The sequence below is a fragment of the Dyadobacter ginsengisoli DSM 21015 genome (assembly GCF_059568735.1).
This window is the reverse complement of sequence record NZ_JCANTY010000013.1, coordinates 50,547-74,743: the sequence shown is the minus strand read 5'-3', so window position 1 is coordinate 74,743 and position 24,197 is coordinate 50,547. Positions and strand designations below refer to the sequence as shown.

General features: G+C 47.7%; 20 protein-coding genes. 7 read left to right on the top strand and 13 right to left on the bottom strand.

The window, feature by feature from the left end:
* Window positions 1-15: 15 nt before the first annotated feature.
* The 5 genes from BP71_RS35150 to BP71_RS35130 all read right to left on the bottom strand — a co-directional run bounded on the left by BP71_RS35150 (window position 16) and on the right by BP71_RS35130 (window position 7,067).
* The gene (locus BP71_RS35150) at window positions 16-3,801 is read right to left on the bottom strand and encodes an SNF2-related protein (protein ID WP_496386357.1); all 3,786 of its coding nucleotides are present in this window, start codon (window positions 3,799-3,801) and stop codon (window positions 16-18) included.
* Window positions 3,802-3,891: 90 nt separating this feature from the next.
* Window positions 3,892-4,332, bottom strand: coding sequence for an NUDIX domain-containing protein (locus BP71_RS35145; protein ID WP_496386356.1), 441 nt, complete (start codon window positions 4,330-4,332; stop codon window positions 3,892-3,894).
* 172 nt (window positions 4,333-4,504) lie between these two features.
* Complete coding sequence (gene lpcA / locus BP71_RS35140; protein ID WP_496386355.1) at window positions 4,505-5,089, bottom strand: D-sedoheptulose 7-phosphate isomerase; 585 nt, start codon at window positions 5,087-5,089, stop codon at window positions 4,505-4,507.
* A 23-nt stretch (window positions 5,090-5,112) separates the two neighbouring features.
* Window positions 5,113-5,769, bottom strand: coding sequence for a tRNA (5-methylaminomethyl-2-thiouridine)(34)-methyltransferase MnmC2 (gene mnmC2 / locus BP71_RS35135; RefSeq protein ID WP_496386354.1), 657 nt, complete (start codon window positions 5,767-5,769; stop codon window positions 5,113-5,115).
* 29 nt (window positions 5,770-5,798) lie between these two features.
* Window positions 5,799-7,067 (bottom strand): aspartyl protease family protein, encoded by a 1,269-nt coding sequence (locus BP71_RS35130; RefSeq protein WP_496386353.1) that lies wholly within the window; start codon window positions 7,065-7,067, stop codon window positions 5,799-5,801.
* 300 nt (window positions 7,068-7,367) lie between these two features.
* Between BP71_RS35130 and tpiA the strand changes: the two genes are divergently transcribed.
* On the top strand, window positions 7,368-8,129 hold the full coding sequence (gene tpiA, locus BP71_RS35125; RefSeq protein ID WP_496386352.1) for a triose-phosphate isomerase: 762 nt from the start codon (window positions 7,368-7,370) through the stop codon (window positions 8,127-8,129).
* Window positions 8,130-8,265: 136 nt separating this feature from the next.
* Here the strand turns inward: tpiA and BP71_RS35120 are convergent, their stop codons facing one another.
* The 4 genes from BP71_RS35120 to BP71_RS35105 all read right to left on the bottom strand — a co-directional run bounded on the left by BP71_RS35120 (window position 8,266) and on the right by BP71_RS35105 (window position 12,720).
* Window positions 8,266-9,522, bottom strand: a complete 1,257-nt coding sequence (locus tag BP71_RS35120) for an OmpA family protein (protein WP_496386351.1) — start codon at window positions 9,520-9,522, stop codon at window positions 8,266-8,268.
* Between the two features lie 82 nt (window positions 9,523-9,604).
* On the bottom strand, window positions 9,605-10,357 hold the full coding sequence (locus BP71_RS35115) for a DUF5672 family protein (RefSeq protein WP_496386350.1): 753 nt from the start codon (window positions 10,355-10,357) through the stop codon (window positions 9,605-9,607).
* 16 nt (window positions 10,358-10,373) lie between these two features.
* Entirely contained in the window at window positions 10,374-11,351 is a 978-nt protein-coding gene (locus tag BP71_RS35110; RefSeq protein ID WP_496386349.1) for a glycosyltransferase family 2 protein, read from the bottom strand.
* 88 nt (window positions 11,352-11,439) lie between these two features.
* Window positions 11,440-12,720 (bottom strand): hypothetical protein, encoded by a 1,281-nt coding sequence (locus BP71_RS35105; RefSeq protein ID WP_496386348.1) that lies wholly within the window; start codon window positions 12,718-12,720, stop codon window positions 11,440-11,442.
* A gap of 101 nt (window positions 12,721-12,821) precedes the next feature.
* On the opposite strand from BP71_RS35105, the gene BP71_RS35100 reads away from it, so the two are divergent.
* From BP71_RS35100 to BP71_RS35075, 6 genes are all read left to right on the top strand, one after another.
* Complete coding sequence (locus BP71_RS35100; protein ID WP_496386347.1) at window positions 12,822-13,373, top strand: hypothetical protein; 552 nt, start codon at window positions 12,822-12,824, stop codon at window positions 13,371-13,373.
* A 17-nt stretch (window positions 13,374-13,390) separates the two neighbouring features.
* Window positions 13,391-14,185, top strand: a complete 795-nt coding sequence (locus BP71_RS35095; RefSeq protein WP_496386346.1) for a cysteine hydrolase family protein — start codon at window positions 13,391-13,393, stop codon at window positions 14,183-14,185.
* A gap of 109 nt (window positions 14,186-14,294) precedes the next feature.
* The gene (gene uvrA / locus BP71_RS35090) at window positions 14,295-17,156 is read left to right on the top strand and encodes an excinuclease ABC subunit UvrA (protein ID WP_496386345.1); all 2,862 of its coding nucleotides are present in this window, start codon (window positions 14,295-14,297) and stop codon (window positions 17,154-17,156) included.
* Between the two features lie 49 nt (window positions 17,157-17,205).
* Window positions 17,206-17,637: an Xre family toxin-antitoxin system antitoxin gene (locus BP71_RS35085; protein ID WP_496386344.1), complete on the top strand. Its 432-nt coding sequence runs from the start codon at window positions 17,206-17,208 to the stop codon at window positions 17,635-17,637.
* A gap of 7 nt (window positions 17,638-17,644) precedes the next feature.
* A complete protein-coding gene (locus BP71_RS35080; RefSeq protein ID WP_496386343.1) occupies window positions 17,645-18,112 on the top strand; it encodes an RES family NAD+ phosphorylase in 468 nt (155 codons plus the stop codon).
* A gap of 110 nt (window positions 18,113-18,222) precedes the next feature.
* Window positions 18,223-19,059: a fumarylacetoacetate hydrolase family protein gene (locus BP71_RS35075; protein ID WP_496386342.1), complete on the top strand. Its 837-nt coding sequence runs from the start codon at window positions 18,223-18,225 to the stop codon at window positions 19,057-19,059.
* Between the two features lie 59 nt (window positions 19,060-19,118).
* On the opposite strand, the gene BP71_RS35070 is transcribed toward BP71_RS35075, so the two are convergent.
* The 4 genes from BP71_RS35070 to BP71_RS35055 all read right to left on the bottom strand — a co-directional run bounded on the left by BP71_RS35070 (window position 19,119) and on the right by BP71_RS35055 (window position 24,137).
* On the bottom strand, window positions 19,119-19,514 hold the full coding sequence (locus tag BP71_RS35070; protein ID WP_496386341.1) for a hypothetical protein: 396 nt from the start codon (window positions 19,512-19,514) through the stop codon (window positions 19,119-19,121).
* 322 nt (window positions 19,515-19,836) lie between these two features.
* A complete protein-coding gene (gene der / locus BP71_RS35065; RefSeq protein ID WP_496386340.1) occupies window positions 19,837-21,147 on the bottom strand; it encodes a ribosome biogenesis GTPase Der in 1,311 nt (436 codons plus the stop codon).
* 67 nt (window positions 21,148-21,214) lie between these two features.
* A complete protein-coding gene (era, locus tag BP71_RS35060; protein WP_496386339.1) occupies window positions 21,215-22,138 on the bottom strand; it encodes a GTPase Era in 924 nt (307 codons plus the stop codon).
* Window positions 22,139-22,181: 43 nt separating this feature from the next.
* Complete coding sequence (locus tag BP71_RS35055; RefSeq protein ID WP_496386338.1) at window positions 22,182-24,137, bottom strand: LTA synthase family protein; 1,956 nt, start codon at window positions 24,135-24,137, stop codon at window positions 22,182-22,184.
* Between the last annotated feature and the right edge of the window lie 60 nt (window positions 24,138-24,197).

The following is a 24,197-nucleotide window of genomic DNA, read 5'->3' as shown; positions in this document are numbered from 1 at the left end:
GCCTGGTCTGGTAGGTTAGCTGAAAAGCCCCATAATATCTTCCTGGCTTAGCTTCTTGATAAAACCGGACTCTCCTCCCACCAAATCTTCCGCCAGATCCTGCTTCCGCTGTTGCAGCAGCAAGATCTTCTCTTCAATCGTATCCTTGCAGATCATTTTATAAGCAAATACCTTGCGCGTCTGCCCGATCCGGTGCGTACGGTCAATCGCCTGACGCTCTACCGCCGGATTCCACCACGGATCGACGAGGTACACATAGTCCGCCTCGGTTAGGTTCAATCCCACGCCACCCGCTTTCAGGCTCATTAAGAACACACGGCAAGTCTGATCACTCTGAAAACGATTCACCCTTCCCGCCCGATCGACAGTCTGCCCGTCCAGATATTCGTAAGGAATATTGACCTTCTCCAGATGCTTCCGGATAAGATCCAGCATCCCCAGAAATTGACTAAAAATCAATATCTTATGGTTGGAGGCATTCTCCTCTATCTCGCGGGTAAGCTCTTCCAGCTTGGCCGACTCATTTCCGAAATCTTCATCTCCCGACAATATCGAGGGAGAGTCGCATATCTGCCGTAGTTTGAGGAGTGCTTCCAGAATGAGGAAACTACTTTTATTAAGCCCCTCTGTTGCAAGCTTCTCGGCAATCTCCTGCCGGTACCGTTCGCGGAACGTGTCGTAAACTTTCCGCTGCTTGTTACCCATTTCACAGAAGAGGATTGTCTCGGTCTTGTCGGGCAGATCCGTGGCGACTTCTTCTTTAGTCCGTTTCAACATGAATGGATAAACCAGCTTGCGTAGTTCAGCGGCCTTTTCCTTATCCTGGTATTTGTCGATAGGCGTCGCATATTCGGTGCGGAAAAAATCCGCGTGACCGAGCATCCCCGGGTTCAGGAATTCAAACTGCGAGTAAAGATCAAACGTATTATTCTCTACCGGAGTACCAGTCATGGTCAGCCGGTTGCGAGCGCGTAGGAGCCGGGATGCCTTGGATGTTAGCGAATCGGGGTTTTTAATGGCTTGTGCCTCGTCGAGAACAATGTAGTTGAAGTCAAACGCCCGAAGAAGCTCCACATCACTTCGCATGGTTCCGTAGGTGGTCAGAATGATGTCATATTCCCGGAAAAAATCGATGTCTTTTCTTCTCGACATCCCCCGATGAACATACAGTTTCAGGTCTGGGGTAAATTTCGCAGCTTCCGCCTGCCAGTTGAAAATCAACGTGGTAGGAACTACGACAAGATTCGTATATTTTGGATCCAGGTTTTTTTGCTGTTGCAGGAATGTGAGCATTTGCAGGGTTTTTCCCAAACCCATATCATCCGCAAGGCAACCTCCCCAGCCAAACTCGTCCAGGAAATGGATCCATTTATAACCCTCCTCCTGGTATTGTCTTAATGTAGCTTCAATATTCTGAGGAAGTGCGACGGAAGGAATCTGTTTGAAATTGAGCAGTTTTTGCTTCTTCTCCCATAATTCCTTGTACACCGCTTCATTATCGATTTCGGAAACCAGTTCGTCGATCAGCGAGAAATGGATTTTGGACAAATGGATCTGATCGTCTTCGATCCTGCCAAACTGCATCAGCGGTTCGAGTTTCGCAATCCATTCGTCGGGGAGCACGCCCAGCGATCCGTCCTGAAGTTGTATATAGTTTTGCTTTTTCAGCAATGCTTTCTTGGCGTCGGCAAGGGACACGGTCTGATCTCCGAAGCTGATCTCGATTTTCATATCGAACCAGTCAATGCCTGAAGAAGTATGCACTTTAACTGTGCCCCTGTTAGGGTTAAAACGCATTTTTTTCAGGTCCTTGAACCCGAATACCTCGTAGTGCTTTTTCTTGGCGGCATCTACGAAATTGAAAAGCCAGCCATCCTTCATCACATGATCGAAAGGAACATAAAAGAACGGCTGACCGGTCTGGTGCCCGAAGCCCGGGTGTAACCCTCTCGTCCACTCCCATATATCATTTTCAGCCTGGCTGTCCCTTTCCAGCATGGTGATCTGGCTGTTCTCGTAGCTAGCTTTGGTGCGCCGCTGGTCATGCAACAATTCCAGCTCCTCGGCTTCTCCGTTCTCTCCCAGGTACACGTAGGAAGGTACAATCAATAGATTAGCCTCATCCTCTTTCAGGTAAAATTTCGGCTTCTGAAAGTTCAGCGGGGAGGTCCGGATCTCATGTCGGGTCTGAAAAATCACGTCGAACTTCTCCGTTACCGGAATAATCCAGTTGGTCAGGAAGTCTTCCGCAAAATCCTTTTTTACCCGGATTTTAAAACCATTATGACTGAGGTAGGTCACCATTTCGGCTTCACTGATCCCTGCCCAGCGGAATAGTATCTTTTCGTTATAAATACCCAGCCAAAAGCTATCCAGCGAGACGACCTTCTGTAATTCCAGCGGTGTACCAGCTTTAAGCTCCACATAAGGATTGAGGGTGATGAATTCTTTGTCCTCGGTCAGGACAAAAAACAACTTGACAGGCTCCCGGTGCAATTCGAGCTGGGTAAGCTGGTGGTTGCTGGTAACATAATCACCGTCCGCCAGAAAGAGCCTTTCAGGATCCAGGTCATTGAAAACGCGGGTAAGTTGCTTGCCCACGTAATTCCTCGCCTCATAGCGCTGATCTGCTTCCACATCATCAAAATGCAGATAAGCATTATACGCCCAGCCCTGTTTACGGATAAATTTCTGAAGTCCTTCTTCCCAATGTTTGGCAATGCGTACCAGACGCGCATCAGATTCGGTCAGTACCGGTATTTCGTCCGCGGAATAATAATGACTTGACCCTCCGGCAATGTTCCGGATATTAGTCACTTTCTCTGACTTGGAACTGTATTTGACTGAAAAAACACCAAAACCGATGTCAAGCAGGTGGTTTTTTCCTTTTGGCCAGAAAACGAATATGGACATCCGATCCTCATCTTCCTGCCCGTTCTCGGTTAACGTTACACTAAAAGAAGCCTCCTGCGTCGGTAAAATCCTGTCGCGCAGTGATTTCCAGTCCTGATAAGGGCCAACTTTCTGAATCGCGGGATCCAGTTTTATGAGTTGCAGGCCTCCATCTTCGTCGAGCCTGAATTCAAATTTATCTTTGAACTGATCATTCAGCGAGTAGCCGTATTCAGCCAGCAAATTGCTCTTTTCAGCAGTCAGATCACGCATGACCTCGAATGCCTTTTCTCCCAGCTCCTCACGTAATTTCAGCAACGCGGCCAGCTTGTGTTCGCAAAGGGGTACCCACAGTTTCTGGTTGCATGTGCAGGAAGTCTGGACCTGCCGGGTTCCCTTTACACGCTTGAATGTCATCAGAAACTCCAGTCCGTTTTCCGACATCCGGCATTCAGCTTCTCCTTCTTTGGCAGACAGGATCTCGACAGGACCGGCATTCTCCCGGTTCTGCCAGGTTTCATCCAAAACCATACTGCGCAGCTGCGCTTCCCGGATTTCCTGAAGTTCGATCACCGTATTGCTCATCTCGTGAACAACCTGTTTGATCGTCGGCATTTTGTCAAGAATGTACAAAATCGCTGCTACACGATGTTTACACAGCCCCGCTTTATCGGGGCATGAACATTCGGTAGTGATCTGCGGTGTAAGAAAGTCGCGGATAAAAATCTGGTAAAACTGAATCGAATAGTCGCTTTTGACCTTAAATTCCGCATTACCGGGACCATTGTAATCGAGTTTAGAAACTTTTAAGCCGCCACTGCTATAAATGGAACGCCCTCTCGATAATACATCCCTCTCCGCCCGTCTTATTAAGAAGTTGGATAATTTCTCCTTCTTTTCGTTTTCCATTTACCCTGCTGCCTATTAAAAATGCAAAAGTACAGTATGTTTCTGTCTTATAGAAACGAACGAAGAAGTAATGCCCGGCTTAGGGAATTGTTAGCGGATGTAGGGTTGGTCGATGATACCGATATGCGCCGGCTGCTGCGTCCGATTATAATATCCGGCAATTTGCTTTCCCGTGTTAGGGTACAGGTGCATTCCCGCCAATGCGCCCACAGGCAGCCAGACGATCTCCAGTGCTGTTGTATGGACAGGATTCAGCGTGGGCACACCCTTGGCTATTTCTGCCTTGAATACCATGTGCAAAGTTTCTTTCTGAACCTCCGGCCATATCACTTCTCCACAAAAAAGCATGTCTACCACACTGATTTCTACACCAAGCTCCTCCATCAATTCGCGTGCAAGCGCATCAGTAAGGCATTCGCCCGGATCCGGATTTCCTCCCGGCAATGCAAAGACCTCTTTTTCTCCATAGCAATAACGCAGTGTGAGTATAGCATCATTTTGAAATACAACAGCGGATGGACGGACATTCATAATAGGTACTGGTCAGTGTTGGTCAAGAATAGCCGGACATGGGTCAGGTGTTGCCAATGGGTCCGGCATTAATTCTCAATAAACAAACTTCCAACCAGAAAAAACAACGCCTGATGCAAAATGGCGTGCATTGCTTCCTTTCATTTCCAGATTACCCAAACAGCTGCCGCCGTCAGTCGCGCAAGACCATCTTTTCGATCAGCAGCATAAAAATATGGATGACTTTGATGTGGATTTCCTGGATACGGTCGGCATACCCGAAATGCGGCACACGAATCTCCACATCGGCCACGCCGGCCAGCTTTCCGCCGTCCTTACCCGACATGATGATGATCTTCATGCCTTTTGCCCGTGCAGCTTCTGCCGCCCTGATTATATTACCCGAATTTCCACTGGTGCTCAATCCCAGCAATACATCGCCCGGCTGCCCCAACGCTTCGATATATCTTGAAAATACATATTCATATCCGAAATCATTGCTGACACAGCTTAAATGGCTGACGTCCGAGATCGCGATCGCGGGTAACGCACGACGATTATCACGGTAACGACCTGTCAGCTCTTCCGCAAAATGCATGGCGTCGCAATGTGAGCCACCGTTGCCGCAGGAAAGTATTTTGCCGTTATGGATGATCGCATCGGCCATCAGGCCGGCAGCCACCTCGATTTTTTCGATCTGAGCAGGGTCATTGAGAAAATCGTCGAGTACGGCTTGCGCTTCCTTTAATTCCTGGCTAATGATATTCTGGTAATTCATACTGGTATGGATTTCAATGAATCTTATAATTTAATGGCTTTCAATACGTGTGTCTTCCTACCGGGGCCCTTATGCCTTGCTACTACAAATCCGGCCGCTGCCAGAGCTCTCTTAACGATCCCTTTTGAAGAATATGTAACTAATACGCCTCCTTGTTTGGTTTGGGCCGCTACCTGGGAAAATATTTCTGCTGTCCACAATTCGGGCTGCGCGCGCGGGTCGAAAGCATCATAAAACACTACGTCAGAAAACCGCTCCGAAACGAAATCCTGCAATGCGACTTTGTCTTTCCGGAGAATAAAATAGGGGGACATATGGTTATCTGAAGCCCACGGTGCTTCGTGTAGCCGCATCAGGCCGGTTTCGCCCGTAAGCTTTTCGTAGTTGAGCGCGGAGGCTTCCTCCACGCTGATGGGATATGCCTCAACAGAAGTGTAGTGAACCTGCTTTTGAAGGCTATCGGCGAGCTTCCAGGCCAGAAACGCATTCAGACCCGTACCGAAACCCATTTCAAAAACATAAACCGGCCCTGGAGTATTTTCCAGAACCGGTTTTAAGCCTAGATTGATATAGATATGCTCTGACTCACTCAAAGCACCTTGTAAAGAGTGGTATTGCTGGTTAAACTGCGCGCTGAATAATGAGTGCGAGCCATCCTCTGTGATGATGAAGCGTTCCAAACGGCCAAATTTTTGTTTGGTCAAAAATACTAAATCATCCTGCGCAGTGTGACCTGGGTAAAGAAAATATCACCTTTGCGCTTCACCAGCAGGTCTATGTTTTTGCCGTCACCGCGCTGCAACAATTTGTATATCTCACTGACATTGAGCTCAGACGCAGAGTGGTCATCGATAAAAAGCAATTGATCTCCTTCCAACAATCCGGCCCTGGCGGCGGGAGAATCCGTCACGATATGGTTCACTATGTAAGAACGCAGGTCTGTACCTTCCGCACGTATCTCCATCCCGCTCATATCATGTTCGAATTTTTCACGCAGGCGGCTCTTAATCGGTTTCAGCACCATATAGTGCTCCTGATAATTGAAAGTAACCTTAAACCGCCTCAATAATTCACATCCGATATTGCCCTGCCGCTCTGCTCCGGCCCGGAGCTTGGACCCGAATGCGATGCTATCGGGAAAAGATGCAACTACATTGTTGAGCTCGAAGCGTCCGAGCCGCATTTTATCGACACGTCCCAGATTGCCATTGATCACGCCATTCAGACCACGTCCGAGCTGCGCCCTGATTACTTTTTCGGGTAATCTGAAAGTTTCTTTCGGTGTATTGTTGAGCAGCAACGCATGTCCGGCGCCCGTATCGATCAGAACCCGGATAGGGTGCTCCCGCCCATCGGCAAAAAGTGTGACGGCATCAGTGAACGGTTTCGTGTCTTCGATAATCAATGGATGTTTGTCCCCTTTGCTGGTTTTATAGCGGTATTTGTCAGGGCGCATCAACAGCAGTTCTTTTTTGGCAAAATCGATGGTAACCACGAAGTTATTAAATATCTCATAACCGAAAATCCCATGGACCGGCACACCGACATACTCCGATAACCTGAGAAAATCTTCTTCCAGGATCACGATATTCTGATGGTTGGCTTTGAGCCTGCCCATCGAAAACCGGTTGTCGATAGCTACGTGGGCCGAAATGGCTTTCCCTTCACCGGCCCCGGTGAGATTAACCTTCCGCGTTAAACGCAGCTTGTCCGGTTTCAGCACATGGGGGTCTGTAATGATAATGGAACTGACGCCTGTATCCAGTATAAACCTCAGAGAATCATTGTCATTGATCTTGACATAGACCAGGATGAGATTTGAATGCAGTTCAAACGGGATGCGGGCTATTTTATAGTTTTTATCTAAAAAATAACCATACTTTTCCTCTGAAACGGGGGGTACGTCGCTGGAATGGCCGAATGTTAGGGTATGGGCAATAAGTATGATCGCTGCTATTAACCACTTAGACGTCTTCATCGTGGCCTCCTTTCTTTAAATGCTAAGTTTCGATTTCCGCTGATAACATCACAAAACACATTGATTATAAATGAATTAACTATCTTATTTATATCCTGCTGTGTATACTAAGTATCGAATTCAGTCCAATTGGTTATTAAAGTAAAAATAATGCATTTCACATGAATAAAACACAAAAAAATCTTTATATGTGCAAACTTTTCGACATTTTTTTCATCACATACATATAATCATGTAAATGAGGAAAATATGGTAATTTTGTTGCGTTAAAAGACTTTTTCCCATAATAAAAATTTTCTCATGCGAAAAAAAATTGTTGCCGGCAATTGGAAGATGAACAAGGTTCTGGATGAAGCAGTTGCGCTTACGTCGGAGCTCGTTAATATGGCCAAAGACGAGGTCCGGAATGACGCGAAAATCATCCTTTGCCCTCCGGCTATCTACCTCACTACGATTCAAAAATATATCGAGAGCGAATCCAATTTTGCACTGGCAGCTCAAAACTGTTCCGATAAAGTTTCAGGTGCATTCACCGGCGAGATTTCCGCGCAGATGCTGCAATCGATTGGCGTGGAATATGTCCTGATCGGTCACAGCGAGCGTCGTCAGTATTTCAACGAAACCAACGCATTGCTTGCAGAGAAAGTGAATACTGCGCTCTCTTTCGGCGTGTCCCCTATTTTCTGCTGCGGTGAGTCGCTGGAACAACGTCAGAATGAAGACTACATCGGTTTTGTGAAAAACCAGCTTACCGAAAGCCTTTTCCATTTGTCGGCCGAACAACTGCTTTCAGTGGTTATCGCTTACGAACCCATCTGGGCGATCGGAACCGGCCTGACGGCTTCGGCGGAGCAGGCACAGGATATGCACGCTGCTTTACGTCAGCACATCGCTTCCAAATACGGCGCAGAAGTTGCAGATGAAATTTCTATCCTGTACGGCGGAAGCGTTACGGCTGCCAGCGCATCCGAGCTGTTCGCCGCGCCGGATATCGATGGAGGTCTGGTTGGAGGCGCTTCCCTGAAATCGAGGGAGTTCACCAATATTATCAAAGCGAGGTAAAAGTAATAGCCAGAAGTAGTCAGTTGTTGTCAGTTAAGTCAGGAATTGTCATAATACAGGTGTGTATCTCCTCCTGACAATCAATGATTCAACTGACCATACCTGACTACAACTGACCTTCACCGACGTTACTGCCTCACAACTCAGTAATCACAAATTCTACCCGCCGATTTTTCTTCCGCTCTTCTTCGCTGCCTTTTTTAAGCGGGCGCGTTCCTCCGTAACCTTTCGCTTCGATACGCGCCTCCGCAATGCCCTTTTCGACCAGGTAATTTCTGACCGACTCTGCGCGCTGCCGTGACAATTCCAGGTTTTTATCAAAATCACCCACATTATCGGTATGACCTTCCACCCGTATTTCAATAGAAGGATTGTCCCGCATTACCTCAACAAGCCGGTCCAGCTCGTCGAACGACTCCGGTAAAAGCGTGTATTTCGAGGTTTCAAAATAAATATTCGGCAAAAGGATGGTTTCTCCGACAATCAGCGGCGTGAGGTAAACATCCCGATTGCCCCCCGGGCGCTCAGACGAGTCCCCCGGCGCGAGTGTAAACGACGATCCATAGTAACCCCTAGCAGTTACGCGGAAATTATATTTTTCCTCGGGATCGAGTCCGACGCGGTACTTGCCGGAAGACGACTGAACCTGAAGTGTATCGCCCTTCTCTATATAGGTAATGCGTGCAGGAATGGGTTGCTTTGTTTTTGAATCATATACTGTACCGCTGACCACCGAAAATGCGTGGTTGGCCCCCTTCTCCGGTTGCCTGGCAGACAATGGCTTGTCGGGAGCTTTCGTCGCCGGCTTTTCACCTGGCTTTTTGGAGGGTACTGCGGTTTTTGCAGTGGATTTAGAAGGCGGGTTAGTTTGTTTTTTAAGCGGGTTCTTGATGTGTACGCCATAAAAATTCCAGGACTGCTGCCCCGGCATGCTTCTTCCCTCATAAAAATCAAACTCTTCAATACCAGGAGACAGCCTTTCGAAGTAAGCCACGAAGTCCACGGTATCACCCGATGCCACGTTCATCTTTGAAGTCGTTGGGATATTTTCAGCCTTGATAAATTTGAATTTTTTGTCGATTTCCCCGGGCTTGTACAATCGCGTTTCAGGATCCAGCCAAATCTGATCTTCCTGCAGTTGCTGCCTTTGCTGCGGACGGGAATCCGGGAACGGCATCATTCTGGGCTGGGGGCGAAATTCCGGTACAGAAGCCTTTTTTTCAATAAATTGGAGGTAAATAATGGTGTTGTTATCTGTCAGTTCTACGCGTTTGATCTTCACATAGGACGCCGACTGTTCATCTACTTTGGGGTTATTGGTAACTTGCCCGAAGCTGGTATGGCAGGAGATAAGAATCGCTCCAAAACAGGCCGAAAGCAACTTGAAATTCATGATGATATTGGGTTTTTGATAATATCAGCAAGAACGCCTGAAAATCGGTGATAGTTTGTTAAAAATTGTTAAACGCAGAAAGTCACTGATTTACAGCAATAAATCCGGCCCAAAATGCCGGATCATAGCGTTCCCAGGCATGACACGCGAACGGAAGCTGGTGATTTGTGAGCTCATAACTCGCCGCCGGGCTTTTCTCAAATGCGAACCGCAATGCTTCCCGCCAATCTGGCAATTTCATAAAGATCTTCAGAGGCCTGAGCCGCGCGGCCTCCTGGCAAAAAAGCATGTCTTCGTTACCCTTCCAGGATGGATAAAATGTATTGTAAATTCTGAGATACCGCAAAAATGCAGGAATTCTCCGCAGCGAAAGCCCCCCGTTCAAAACAACACGATGGGTTGATAATGCATTCGCAAAAACCTGACTGGACGCCGCCGGAATACTATCGAACACTAGCTGGTGCAACGAGGGCGCGCCAATGTAATCGTAGCCCTTGCCACACCATTCTTTAAGCGCATCGCGAAAAACGAATGCATCGAGCTGGTAAATGAGGATATACTCGTAGGTGGTGAAGGTTTTATAAAAATCAATGGATACCATTAATCTGTTGTAGGCGTCCACATTGGTGAAAAAGCTGTCATCGAACGATTGAAAACCAAGCGTCGGATATTGCTGCTGCAATTCGGTAAGATCGAGGCTCACAGGCTTCACGATGATCACCGGGTAGTTACCCAGCACAGCCATGCACTGTCGCAGCGACATTTGCTCCGCATCGCTCAGTTTCGCCTGGTAAACAGGGATAAGCACGGCAACCAATGACTTTTTATCGGCCATTTTCACTTCCAATTTTTTATTCCAACAAATCTCCTATCGCGGGCAACCACCAATCCTTGCTGCTGAACCTGTAATAACCCCGGATCAGCTGACTTAGAATCGGCGTAAGTCTTTTGAAGCGATTCTCCGGCAGTGAGGCCCTGCGATAAAAATGTTTTTGTGACAAATACAGTTTGATCAGTTTTTCACGCGGAACGAACGGAAGTGCGCGCAGCAGCAGGTACAGCTCATGAAGTTTGTTCGCCTTTTCTTCCAGCGGAATCAGTTTTTTCCGGCGGTCGCGTTTGAAACGGTCCTTCAAATATACCTTTTCTACCTTATTGCCAAACCCAACCTGCTGGCTGGAATGGATCCGATAGAAGATCAGGGGATCGGTAATGAACTCGATCTTGTTTTCCAAACTAAGCACCATGGCGATCCAGGCGTCGTGTATCAGGTCGGGAACATGCGTCGGAAATGGCATCATGCGTTCAAGACACGACTTCCTGATGGCCAATGTGGCGCCGGTTACTACAAATCCGTTGAAAAGGATTTCATACGGCTTGCCATCCTGCCATATCTGCCGCCGGGCTTTATCGAATTCAATTTCCTGCCAGATGGTCTTGCCCGTCGATAATGAATCGTCGTCGATTATCTCCGCGTCGCTGAACACAGCGTCCACGTCGGGCCGGGCATTCAGGAATGCGACTTGCTTCTGCACCTTGTCCTTCCGCCAGCGATCGTCCTGGTCTGACAGAATAATTATCTCTCCCTCGCACAACGAAAGGCATTTTTCAAAATTCCTGGTCGAACCCAGATTCTGTTCATTGACGTGAATCCGGACCGGAAATCTGCTCGTCGCTGCGAAAGTTCTTATGATTTCAACCGTGTCATCTTTTGATCTGTCGTCACAAACAACCAATTCGTCCACTGAAACCGTCTGATCAGCAATGCTCTTCAACTGTTCGGGCAGGAACTTTGCCCCGTTGTAGGTACACATAGCCACTGAAATCATAATGTGTATCTGTATTTAATTACAAAATGTCGCAAAGTAACACTTAATGCCCCCGTAACCCAAACGGGGTTTCTGTTTTCAATCCCCATTATTTATTAACCGCATGATCTGACGGAATGGTTACCACCTTTTGTGAAACCGCCCATTCCAGTATCTGTGAATACTCTTCCGATCGTTTATAGTAGATCAGTGGCGTGCTGTGATCGTTTTCCCATCGTTGCAATGTCGCCACTATCTCCGCATTGTTTTGAAACAGCGCTTGCCGGTTGTTAAAAAAGACTACGCCCCACAGTATGAAGCCCAGGCTCGTCAGCCACTTCAGATGCTGCTTTTTCAGGATCCTCAAATCAATAAATATCATTAGCAGCAGGACAGGAATCGATGCGGTAAAGAACATATACCGCGGGGCAATGCCGCCGGCCGCTTTGGTTTCAAAACGGGAAACAGCGATAATTATGCCCGTCAACATGGGCAACGAAAGCAGGGAATAGAGCAACGGCGCCTTCCATGCATATCCCTTGAAAAATAGCCACAGCCAGGTGCCCATTACCCCAACTCCCACGATCATGCATAGCACAATGTTCATTTGCAGGCCTATGGGAGGATTTACATAGACAAAACTCCCCAGAAAGGTGAACAGTAAACGCGCCATCCATTCCATATTAAAGGGGACATGAGATTCTGCGACGCGGTCTGGCCGGGGCAGGAAGGTTGCCAGCACAAGTAAGATGGCGAAAACCGTCCAGCAAAACCACAACGTCTTTTTCTTTTGGGCAAACAGCAGGAAACTCCCCAGCACAACTGCCAGAAATCCGTTTCCAAAAGAAATCACTGCCATTACCCCTGCAAAAAGTGCAATAAAAAATGACGAACTTACTATACGTTCCGATTTATCGAGCATATACAATGCCAGAAAGGAGAAGAAAAAAACCGTATAATGCTGAATTCCTCCCCAATAGTAAAACGTAACCTGCCAGAAAGCCAGACTGAAGAGAAAAATTGCGGCCCACAGCACCGCGGGAGCAGAAAACAATCCTTTCGAGCGCATGATCGCCAGCATGAGCACAAAGAACGACGGCAGGAACAGGTTCTGGATCAATACAAGGCTCCGGAAATTGATTTCACCGAAAAATGCATAATATGCGGCAGCAAGGCCCTTGGAAACAACGATCCGATGCTCATTCTGGCGGCTGAACAGCACTTTCAGTCGTGTGGCCGCATCGAAATGTTCAAAGAAGTAACGCCGGATGAAATTGACGGTGGTGTCGTAGTCATCAAACGAAGGGGCATTCAGGGCATTTTGTATCAGTGTATATCCGAAAATTAAAAGAATCGCAACGCTCAAACTGATTGAGAGATATTTAGGCATATCTGATATTTTTGTCAAAAAGCTTCCCCGCCCTTTTTTCGAATCATAAAGTTACATCGCATAACCGGGGAATTAAACTAAAGTTATCAAAAAGCACCCGAATGGCGTTACCAGAGCAGCTTAAAAAAGCGATTATCCAGATGCCCGCCAAAGAAAAGGATAAACTCCTCCTGCGGCTCATCACCAAAGACAAAGCCCTGAGCGACAAGCTCCATTTCGAACTGATCGAGGACAGCGCAACCATCCCCGAGCGCCGGGAGGAATTAATGGGCCGGATCCTGAGAACATCAAAATTCAATCAGAACACCCCCGGATGGGTTCTTATGGATATGCGGAGCCTTAGTTCCGAGATTGCCTATCATGTGAAGGTTACCAAGGACAAGACAGGCGGTATCGAACTGAATATTTTTCTCCTGAATACTTTCCTGGAAGGCTATGCCGACATCCTGAAAACCTATTCGTCACGTGCCGACACCTGCGCATTATACATTGCGAAAAAAGCCCAGGCCATCCTGAATGGCTTGAACAAGCTGGACGAAGATTACCGGGTTGATTATCTCAGAGATGCGAACCGGATGCTGCAACTTGTTTTCAGCCTATGCTCCAAAATGTACGCCCGGCAAATGGAACTGCCGCAAGAGCTGGAATATTGACCACACTTCTAATGACTATGAAAAAAACCGCATTGCTCATCATAGACGCCCAGTACGACTTCTGTAATCCCAATGGCGCATTGTATGTGCCCGGAGCGGAAAAAGACGTGGAGCGTATCGCAAACCTGATCGCGCTGGAAGGAGAGCATATCGATTCCATTTTCGTGACGCTGGATACCCATCGGGTGCTCGACATCGCTCATCCGCTTTTTTGGGAAGATCAGAACGGCAATACCGTCGCCCCATTTACATTGATCACAGCACAGGCCGTTGAAGCGGGAAAATGGATACCCCGTTATCACAAGGATTATGTTCTTCAATATCTCAAAACGCTGGAAGACGAAGGTGAATTCCGCCATTTCATATGGCCCGAGCATTGCCTGATCGGCTCCAAAGGCGCAGCGCTGGATGAAACACTGATGCATTCGATCCTTGCATGGACGCACCGGACGCGTCGGGAATACAAAGCAGTTACCAAAGGCATCAACCCCCTGACAGAGCATTTCGGGATTTTCAAAGCGCAGGTTCCTGTTGCAGGTTCGCCGGAAACAGAGCTGGATGAACAATTTCTGGCCGAGCTCGGTACCTTCGATGAGGTATTGATCGCGGGTGAAGCACGGTCGCATTGCGTTGCAACGAGCATCCGGCAGATCGTCAGGTATGCACCGGCCCTGGCGTCCAAGGTGGTGGCATTATCGGATTGCATGTCCGACGTGCCCAATTTCGGGTATCTGGCTGACCCTATATTTGAAGAAGCGGTGAAAAACGGCATGACATTTTCAAAAGCCAGTCAGGTCTTCGCTGAAAAGTAACAACCGCCCGATCACGTTTTGGAATACCAAACTAAATGCCGGCACTTTTGGTTAATACAGGATCACAACGACAACAAACTTACACCGCATTTCCATTCGATAATCCCCTATGATGCATTTAGCTGTGCCCCGGATCGAAGCTGCTCAATTCGATGAGCTGGATCCGAGACAATACATTCTGATCAAAGGTGCCCGCGTTAATAATCTTAAAAACATCGATGTAGCGATTCCGCGCAACAAGCTGGTCGTCATTACTGGTCTTTCCGGCTCGGGCAAATCGTCACTGGCCTTTGATACGCTGTTTGCTGAGGGCCAGCGGATGTACGTGGAAAGCCTCAGCAGTTATGCAAGACAGTTTCTCGGGCGCATGGAAAAACCTGAGGTAGAGTATATTAAAGGAATTTCCCCGGCCATTGCCATTGAGCAAAAGGTGAATACCCGAAATCCGAGATCGACCGTAGGCACGTCAACGGAGATCTATGATTATCTCAAACTCCTTTTCGCACGCATCGGGCATACCTATTCTCCGCTTTCAGGAGAGCTGGTCAGAAAGGACTCGGTGACCGATGTCGTGAATTACATGCTCGCGCATGACGAAGGGACGCGCGTAATGATCCTCGCCCCCCTGCTGATCCGGGACGGACGTTCACAGATGGAGGAACTGACCATTTTGCTTTCTAAGGGATATAACCGGATCGTGCTGAACGAGGAGGTGGTTTCCATTGAAGATATTCTCGAAAATCCTGATCAGTTCCCGCAGGCCGGAAACCAGGTTTTCATACTCATCGACCGTGCGGCAGTCCGGCACGATGATGAAGATACCCAATACCGTCTTTCTGATTCGGTGCAGACTGCCTTTTTCGAAGGAGAAGGGACCTGCACGGTTCATATTGTGAATGGTGAAAAACGGGTTTTCTCCGATAAGTTCGAACTCGACGGCATTACTTTCGAAGAGCCGACCGTCAACCTTTTCAGCTTTAATAATCCATTCGGCGCATGCAAAAGGTGTGAAGGTTTTGGAAAAATCCTGGGTATTGATCCCGATCTCATTATTCCGGACAAAGCCCTTTCGGTATACGACGGAGCCATTGCTCCCTGGCGCACCGAAAAAATGAGTGAATGGCTCGTGCCGCTCGTTCGGAATGGGGTGAAGTTCGATTTCCCGATCCACAGGCCATTCAAAGACCTCACCCCTCAGGAAAAAGAACTGCTGTGGACCGGCAATCAATATTTCCAGGGGATCAATGACTTTATTTCTGAGCTCGAATCGCAAACTCATAAGATCCAGTATCGCGTGATGCTCTCCCGCTTCCGCGGTCGCACGACCTGTCCGGACTGCCGTGGCTCACGGTTACGCAAAGACGCTTCCTATGTCAAAATAGGGGGCAAATCCATTACAGACCTGGTTTTGATGCCGATTCAGGATGTTTCATCGTTTTTCAAACAACTCGAACTCGGCGATCACGACCGGCAGATCGCCCGGCGCGTCTTAACTGAAATCGAATCACGCCTTCAGTATATGAACCGGGTCGGGCTCGGTTATCTGACGCTCAACCGCCTGACAAGTACATTGTCTGGTGGGGAATTCCAGCGCATTAAGCTCGCTACTTCCCTGGGTAGCGCATTGGTAGGTTCCATGTATATTCTGGACGAACCCAGCATTGGCCTGCACCCGAGGGATACGCAACGGCTCGTGGGCGTACTTGAATCGCTTCGTGATCTGGGCAATACGGTCATTGTGGTCGAACATGAAGAGGAAGTCATGCATGCCGCCGATCAGATCATCGACATCGGCCCAGAAGCCGGTACAGGCGGTGGCCATGTGGTTTTCCAGGGTAACCAAAGCGATATTATTACGTTGAAGGACAATGGGCACGAATCCGAAGAAACCAGCGCCAAATCTCACACGCTTGATTTCCTGCTGGGCAACGATTCCATTCCCGTGCCGTCTGTGCGAAGAAAGTCTCTTCATTTTCTTGAAATAAAGGGAGCACGTGAGAATAACTTAAAGGAACTCGATGTAAAGATTCCTTTGAATAACCTGACTGTCGTGACAGGCGTCAGCGGCTCAGGAAAATCAACCTTGATACGGAAAATCCTGTATCCTGCACTAATGCGCCTCAAAGGAGAGTTCAGTGAAGACGTAGGAAGATTTGACGCACTCTCCGGAAGCGTCGACCGCATCGAAGCTGTGGAGATGATCGACCAGAACCCGATCGGGAAGTCGTCCCGCTCCAATCCGGTTACCTACATCAAAGCATACGACTACATACGGCAAATGATGTCGGAACAGCCGCTCTCCAAGGCCAGGGGCTATAAGCCATCCCATTTTTCGTTCAATGTCGATGGTGGCCGGTGCGAAATATGCCAGGGTGAGGGTGAGGTGAAGATTGAAATGCAGTTTATGGCCGACATTTACCTGACGTGCGAGGGATGTAATGGCAAAAGGTTCAAACAGGAAATACAGGAAGTACGCTACCACGATAAGGATATTGCGGAAATCCTGGATATGACAGTAGACGAAGCCATTGAATTTTTTAGGACATCCGAACCGAAGCTGGCCGACAAGCTGATGCCATTGCAGGAAGTGGGGCTTGGTTATGTCGGTTTGGGCCAATCTTCGAATACCTTGTCCGGCGGGGAAGCACAACGGGTAAAACTGGCATCTTTCCTGGGTAAAGGCAGTTCCGGCAAAGGCAAAACGCTGTTCATTTTCGACGAGCCGACTACGGGATTGCATTTCCATGATATCAAGAAATTATTGAAGGCAATCAATGCATTGGTAGAACAGGGTGATAGCGTCATCATCATCGAGCACAATATGGAAGTCATCAAAAGTGCCGACTGGATCATCGATCTTGGCCCGGAAGGTGGCGACAATGGCGGATACCTTACGTTCGCCGGCACACCCGAAGACATGATAAAACTCGAAGACAACTACACCGCTGCATTTTTGAAGGAAAAGATTTGAAGTGTGAAATATGTCACATATATTAGTGACGCATTTCACACTTTTTTTTATGAAAACACCCATTCGCTTCTTTCAGGAAGAATTTGTGCCTTACGGCAAGAAGCCTACTTCCGACTTTGCAGTCATCAATAGTTCCCGCGAGGGCGTCTTGCGTGGCGCAGCTGATGAGGTATCCAAGCTTGTGGGTCTAACCGACAATGAAATTGCGCATGTACTGGGTATGACTCCACGTAATTTGCATCGGATCGAAGCTGAAAAACGGTTGAGTACGGATGCCTCGGAGCGGCTTTTGTTACTACGGAATGTCCTGCTCCATGCACTCGATACCTTTGAAGGGAAGGATACTATCGTGAGACATTGGCTGCGCACTCCCATAAGTGAACTGAACGACCAGTCACCCTTACAGCTGATGGATACGGTTACCGGCTTTGGACTGGTAGAACAGGTGCTGGGGCGTCTGGATTACGGCTTGCCCGCCTGACCCTGCTATGCCTATTGTCTACAGAATCATACGCGAAAAATTCAGGCATGATTGCTTGTCTGCAGAAGGTGCCCGCCTTTTCGGCGCACGCTGGAACCCGAGGGGAACAGGAGTACTCAATACTACCTCCACACCGGAGCTCGGGCTTGTTGAAACACTCGCCCATGCTCCGGGCGTTCGCTATGAAGATCTTCCCGCTTACTGGCTATGCTCCATAGACATCCCTTTGGATATTCATTATTACTTCCTGGCGGATATGCCTTCTTATTGGCAGGACAAAACCTATGACCAAACGCAACTATGGCTGAAAGACTGGCTCATCAAACCCGACACACTGGCGGTTGCCCTTCCGTCGGTCATCGTGCCTTTTTCGCACAACATCATTATACATCCCGATCACGCTGCGTTTGCTTTGGTAAAACTTGTCGCACAGGAGCCCATCCCGATTGACCGTCGTCTGTGGCGTTCGACATAAAATGCACATTCAAATCCAAAGCCTATGGCCTGAAACAGTTTCCTGTTCGTATTCACAGTAAAGACAACAGGTAAGGTACTTATTCAGACTAAACCAAAAATTTGCATTCAATGAAGTTATATAAGACCGAAAAAGGCATCCTCCTGGAAACTGAGGACCTTTTTTTCCGACTCCATGAGACTGATTGGGACACTGTCGTGAACCGGAATAATTTATACGAATGGCTTGAGAACCAAACAAAAAGCCTGATTCCGCTTACTTTCACCGACGATATCCCGATGCCCGAAGTATTGGCACCGATCGGCTCGCAGGAGGTATGGGCATCCGGAGTAACCTATTTCAAAAGCCGTACGGCACGGATGGAAGAATCTGAAAAAGCGGGCGGCGGCAGCTTTTACGACCGCGTTTACGAAGCCGAACGTCCTGAATTGTTTTTCAAATCCACGGCCTGGCGCGTAGTAGGTCACCACGGCACCGTACGTATCCGGAAAGATTCAACCTGGGACGTTCCTGAGCCGGAACTCACCCTGTTTGCCACCACCGAAGGCGTGCTGGTTGGCTACACGATCGGAAACGATATGAGTTCGAGAAGCATCGAAGGTGAAAATCCCTTGTACCTGCCCCAAGCCAAATCGTATACCGGAAGCGCTGCACTGGGGCCATGCCTTTATGTATTCAAAGAGCAATTACCCGCAGATACAATTATCGACCTCTCGATTGTGCGCGGAGGCGAAGAAGTTTTTAACGGGGAAGTTGCCCTGTCACAAATGAAACGGAAGCCCGAAGAACTGTTGCATTTCCTTTTCCGGGAAATGTCCTTTCCCCATGGCTGCTATCTGATGACCGGAACCGGCATTGTTCCATCCTCCGATTTCACATTACAGGCAGGCGACACTGTCCACATTACCATCGAACCGATCGGGACTTTGACCAACACCGTAGGCTGAACAATCAAAAAGCTGCAAGGTTCTCCTTGCAGCTTTTGACATTATGATAGAAGTATTGTTTACGAACGACCTAATTTCGGAATGAAAGTGTAAACTACGCAGCGCACTACACTAACCAGCTTCGCCACTACAGACTCATCACCGCTTTCTTCGCTTGGCTCACTTTCGAAAAATGCCGCAGGACCTTCTTCCAGGATCCGCGCATTTAAGGTAACAATATCCGGGCCAGACATATTTATCCTCGCGTTTTTAACGACGCCTGCATGTTTAACTTGTACCGGCGTCTTCATCACTTTCACCGCAGGCTTTACCTTTCTGGCTGCAACCTTTTCATTCACACATTCTTTTCCTGACTGCAGCTTTCTGTGCGCTACGAACATGTTGTGCACATAACCGGTAGCACCAGCCTGAAGGCTCAATAAAGTTAGTATAATAAAGAGTCTGATCGTTTTCATGGCTTGTTTCTCAATCGTTAAGAATCCGGATGGAATTGGGTGTAACTAATTGACCTTACAAATATATATGTTTCATTAGGTATCTTGCAATACATAGTACCTTGTTTTTAACAAATTTTACGAAAATTTTTTATTCGACTCTCGTAATGGTACTCTGAGTAGCCGCTTAACAGATGTAAAGTTACAATAAAAGGTTGCTGCAGGTTCTATAAAAAAGACGAACCATCATATTTTACCGCTGAATAGTAGCTGGTTACGGATAAATCGAAAAGCGCCGACGGAAAATTCCGGCCGGCGCTTTTCAAATGTTTTCGTCCTCGCTTTATTTCTCGCGGAAGAAAATGGTGATAGGCACCCCCGAAAAATCGAAGTTTTCTCGCATCCTGTTCTCCAAGTATCGCAGATAGGGTTCTTTCACATGCTTTGGATTACTGCTGAAAAACACAAATGTCGGCGACGGCGTGGGCAACTGTATCATGTATTTGATATTGATATACTTGCCACGGTGTGCCGGCGGTGGATATTTCTCGATCTCTGCCTGCATTACGTCGTTGAGCTTCGAGGTGGTGATTTTCTTTGTTTTGTTTTGATAAACTTCCATCGCCTTCTCCATTACCTGGTGAATGCGCTGCTTTTCGACCACCGATGCGAAGATGATCGGCATGTAATTCATCGGCGCCAGTTTTTCCATCAGGGCTTTTTTATAGGTATCGGCAGTTTTGGAATCTTTTTCGACCAGGTCCCATTTGTTGACCATAATCACGATCCCTTTTTTTGCCTTATCTGCCTGCCCGATAATGGTCATATCCTGTCCTTCCAAACCTAATGTAGCATCAAGCAGAATAATACACACATCAGATTCTTCCATCGCTTTCACGGAACGGAGCGTCGAGTAGAACTCGATGTCCTCCTTCACCCGCGATTTCCTACGGATTCCGGCCGTATCGGTCAGGATAAACTCCATCCCGAATGCATTGTAATGCGTATGAATCGCGTCACGCGTGGTGCCCGCGATGTCTGTGACGATACTGCGGTCGGTGCCGGTGAGTACATTCAGGAACGACGATTTTCCTACATTAGGGCGTCCCATGATCGCAATGCGCGGAATTCCCGCCTCGGGGTTTTCAATCCCTGCCGTTTCAAAATGCTCTATTACCTTGTCCAGCAATTCACCGGTTCCAAAACCGGTTTGGGCCGAAATCGCGAAAATTTCATCTCCCAGCCCTAATTCGTAAAATTCTGCTGCCGACTGGTATCTCTCCGTCGTTTCTGCTTTGTTGGCCACCAGGTAAACCGGTTTATTGAAACGACGCAACACATTTGCAAAATCCTTGTCCAGGTCGGTGAGCCCCGTCATGGTATCGACCATAAACAGCACTACCGTAGACTCCTCAATAGCCAGCTCTACCTGATCCCGGATTGCTCCTTCAAAAATATCTTCCGAGCCTACCACATATCCGCCCGTGTCAATAACTGTGAAATATTGGTCAGTCCACTCTCCATAACCATAATGCCTGTCACGGGTTACCCCACTTTGGTTATCCATAATAGCCTTGCGGCTTTCGGTCAGACGGTTGAACAAAGTAGATTTGCCCACGTTCGGACGACCAACAATCGATATAATATTTGCCATTTTTTGTACTAATTAATATGATCCGGACAAGCCTTAGAGACCTGTTCTTCATTCGTTTATTTAAAAATTATTCCTGGTATCCGAGCTGACGCAGCTTGTTTTCCTTACTTCTCCAATCCGGCTCCACTTTCACGTGTTGTTCGAGAAAGACCTTTTTGCCGAAGAATTCTTCCAGATCCTGTCTGGCCTGGATCCCTATTTTCTTTAACATTTCCCCTTTTTCGCCAATAATGATCCCTTTCTGGCTTTTACGTTCGACGAGGATCTCAGCGCGGATCACAATGATCTCATCCTTTTCCTTAAATTCTGTGATTACTACTTCGGAGCTGTATGGAATTTCCTGGCGGTAATTCAAGAAGATCTTTTCCCGGATTATTTCGGAAGCAAAAAAACGCTCCGGCTTGTCGGTTAGTTCATCTTCATCAAAATAAGGCGGGTGAAAGGGTAGGCGTGACACCACCGCATCGAACAATGTGCCTATGTTAGCATTTTCGAGGGCCGATATGGGTACAATGGCTGCTGGCTGGATCTCACTTTCCCACTCCGCCATTTTTGCTTTTACCTGCGCCTCATCCGACAGATCGATCTTGTTCAACACCAGCACCACAGGCGATTCCGTCCGTTTCAGCAACGGCAATACTTCATGATCCGCCGCCTTTTCCCCAACTTCGACTACAAAAAGGACTACATCCGCATCTTCCAGCGATCCCTTTACGAAGGTCATCATGGAGTCGTGCAATTTGTAGGACGGCTTAATCACGCCCGGTGTGTCTGAATACACGAGCTGGAATGGAATATCTTCATGCTTTCCATTCAATATACCTATGATCCGATGCCGGGTTGTCTGGGCTTTCGAGGTAATGATCGACATCCGCTCTCCCACCAGCACATTCATCAGCGTTGATTTACCCACATTGGGTTTACCAACTATACTGACGAAACCAGCACGGTGGTTGCGCAATACTGTATTTGTTTCCGGTTTTTCTTCCATAAAAATAACTTCTTCACTTTTTTGCTCACAAAAAACAAGATTACTACGGCGATACCGTCAGGCGGTCGTCCAGCATCCGGTTGGAATACTGCTGGATAAAAGCCTTTACCTGCAACTCCATCGGTCCCTGAACTGCCGGGAGCTGCCCTGCCAGGTTATTTTTCAAAAGCTTGTCTTCCTGATATTTATACAAACCTACGGTTTTCCTGCCATCAAATTGCAAAACATGGGGCCCGTTGAACCATTGATAGACTCCATCATAATTGACAGCAAAGTTCAGCGGAGGGTTCCCGAAGATATTTTTTCCGAAACCGAAATAGGGTTTATCATAATGCAGATACCCTAATACCGAGGGCATAATGTCTATTTGCTGGATCAGCGTACTGCTGTCTGTGCCCGCCATCGTGCTGTCGCCCGGCGCATAGAATAAAATAGGTATTGAGAAATTCCCTACGGATGTCTGATACTTTGGATAATGGGCAAATGTCGCCGAATGATCGGCGGTGATGATAAAAAGTGTGTTCTTGAACCAGGGCTTTGTCTTGGCCGAATCAAAGAACTTCCGGATCGCCTGGTCGGTATAGCCCATGGTCTCGTAAATAGGCAGGGGCCCTTTCGGAAACTTCCCTTTGTAGCGGACCGGAATCTGAAAGGGGTCATGAGAGGAAACCGTGAACAATGTGCTCAGGAAAGGCTCATGAAATTCATCCAGCTTTTTAGACCAGAATTGCAGAAATTCCTCATCCCATATCCCCCAAATCCCGTCATAGTCCGTGTCATTGTTATATTCCGTCTTCCCATAATAGTTCTTGACGCCGATCAGGTTTGTAAACGCTTTAAAACCCATGGAACCGTTGGGTGCTCCATGAAAAAATGAAGTGTGGTAACCTTTCGCTTCCAGCATTTGAGGCAGGCTGGGAAGTTTATTGTCGGTGTAGCGCGTCAATATGAACGGCTCCATAATCCCGGGGATACTTGTGAGTACCGATGGAATTGCCTCGATAGACTTCGCGCCATTAGCAAATGAATACCAGTGCACATTGCTGTGCCGCATCAGGGAATCGATGAACGGGGTGTATCCTTTGTAAGTTCCATTTTCCAAATCGCGGTTGAAAGATCCCACCATTTCTTTTCCGAAGCTTTCCCAGATGAGGATCACCACATTTTTGGGACGAAAAGCAGGCGCGTTCGGATCTGGATTGTGAATGGGAGAATAGACCGCATTCGTTTCCTGCTCCGTCTTAAAAAAGTCAACACGTTGGTAATCCGACCTTTTAAGTGTTTTGTAAATACAAAACGGTGTGTTCAGAACAATGAACATTTCCTTCGGCTTATCGACATACTCCCCCGCGTTGCTCAATGTAATGGGTCTGGTACTGTGCCGGAATCCGCCTTTTACACCACCAATGAAAAGAAACACTGAAACGGTCATCAGGGCACTGTGAACAAGAAATATCTGCCACGCCGGACGTGCCGGTTTCCCCCCCGCCTTCCACCGCCGCGTCAGATAAACGACCACCGTCACAAGCAGGACCCAGATCAGGAACACATACCAATAGTTGAATAAAAACCCTCCGAATAGCTTGTGAAGATTATTTTCATGGGAAAACTCCTGCAATACCGTCCAGGTGCTCCTTTTGATCGTAAACCGGTAATAAATAAAATCGGCGCAGTTGGCGAGCAAAGCGATGCTGTTGGTGACAATGAACAAATAGTCCAGGAACTTCTGATAGGGAGATCTGTACTTAAATGTGAACGGAATGAGTGTCAGAAATACGTAGAGAATATTGGTGTAGAGGACCGCAACGAGGTCAAAGCGGACACCCCCCAGCAATAATCGCGGTGCCAGCGCCCACCCCACTCCGGGAAAAAAGGACTGATTGAACAAGTAGAACAGAACCCGGCAGACTGTGAACAAAATCATGATGCCCAGCAGCCGGACTGCGAGCATCTGATGAATGCGCCATCCAAAGCCGGTGGCGCCTGAATATGAACTCATAAAACTGATGTCAGAATGTTAGAGGCAAACTTTTTGAAAAAGTTTTCACAAAAATAGTTG

Excerpts from the sequence above, each read along its gene's own strand:
- BP71_RS35080 (WP_496386343.1), top strand. The coding sequence starts at position 17,645 with ATGCCTATTGTCTACAGAATCATACGCGAAAAATTCAGGCATGATTGC.
- uvrA (WP_496386345.1), top strand. The coding sequence starts at position 14,295 with ATGATGCATTTAGCTGTGCCCCGGATCGAAGCTGCTCAATTCGATGAG.
- BP71_RS35100 (WP_496386347.1), top strand. The coding sequence starts at position 12,822 with ATGGCGTTACCAGAGCAGCTTAAAAAAGCGATTATCCAGATGCCCGCC.
- BP71_RS35105 (WP_496386348.1), bottom strand. The coding sequence starts at position 12,720 with ATGCCTAAATATCTCTCAATCAGTTTGAGCGTTGCGATTCTTTTAATT.
- BP71_RS35085 (WP_496386344.1), top strand. The coding sequence starts at position 17,206 with ATGAAAACACCCATTCGCTTCTTTCAGGAAGAATTTGTGCCTTACGGC.
- BP71_RS35120 (WP_496386351.1), bottom strand. The coding sequence starts at position 9,522 with ATGAATTTCAAGTTGCTTTCGGCCTGTTTTGGAGCGATTCTTATCTCC.
- BP71_RS35070 (WP_496386341.1), bottom strand. The coding sequence starts at position 19,514 with ATGAAAACGATCAGACTCTTTATTATACTAACTTTATTGAGCCTTCAG.
- era (WP_496386339.1), bottom strand. The coding sequence starts at position 22,138 with ATGGAAGAAAAACCGGAAACAAATACAGTATTGCGCAACCACCGTGCT.
- BP71_RS35145 (WP_496386356.1), bottom strand. The coding sequence starts at position 4,332 with ATGAATGTCCGTCCATCCGCTGTTGTATTTCAAAATGATGCTATACTC.
- der (WP_496386340.1), bottom strand. The coding sequence starts at position 21,147 with ATGGCAAATATTATATCGATTGTTGGTCGTCCGAACGTGGGCAAATCT.
- BP71_RS35150 (WP_496386357.1), bottom strand. The coding sequence starts at position 3,801 with ATGGAAAACGAAAAGAAGGAGAAATTATCCAACTTCTTAATAAGACGG.
- BP71_RS35055 (WP_496386338.1), bottom strand. The coding sequence starts at position 24,137 with ATGAGTTCATATTCAGGCGCCACCGGCTTTGGATGGCGCATTCATCAG.
- BP71_RS35095 (WP_496386346.1), top strand. The coding sequence starts at position 13,391 with ATGAAAAAAACCGCATTGCTCATCATAGACGCCCAGTACGACTTCTGT.
- BP71_RS35115 (WP_496386350.1), bottom strand. The coding sequence starts at position 10,357 with ATGGCCGATAAAAAGTCATTGGTTGCCGTGCTTATCCCTGTTTACCAG.
- BP71_RS35075 (WP_496386342.1), top strand. The coding sequence starts at position 18,223 with ATGAAGTTATATAAGACCGAAAAAGGCATCCTCCTGGAAACTGAGGAC.
- BP71_RS35130 (WP_496386353.1), bottom strand. The coding sequence starts at position 7,067 with ATGAAGACGTCTAAGTGGTTAATAGCAGCGATCATACTTATTGCCCAT.
- BP71_RS35110 (WP_496386349.1), bottom strand. The coding sequence starts at position 11,351 with ATGATTTCAGTGGCTATGTGTACCTACAACGGGGCAAAGTTCCTGCCC.
- tpiA (WP_496386352.1), top strand. The coding sequence starts at position 7,368 with ATGCGAAAAAAAATTGTTGCCGGCAATTGGAAGATGAACAAGGTTCTG.
- lpcA (WP_496386355.1), bottom strand. The coding sequence starts at position 5,089 with ATGAATTACCAGAATATCATTAGCCAGGAATTAAAGGAAGCGCAAGCC.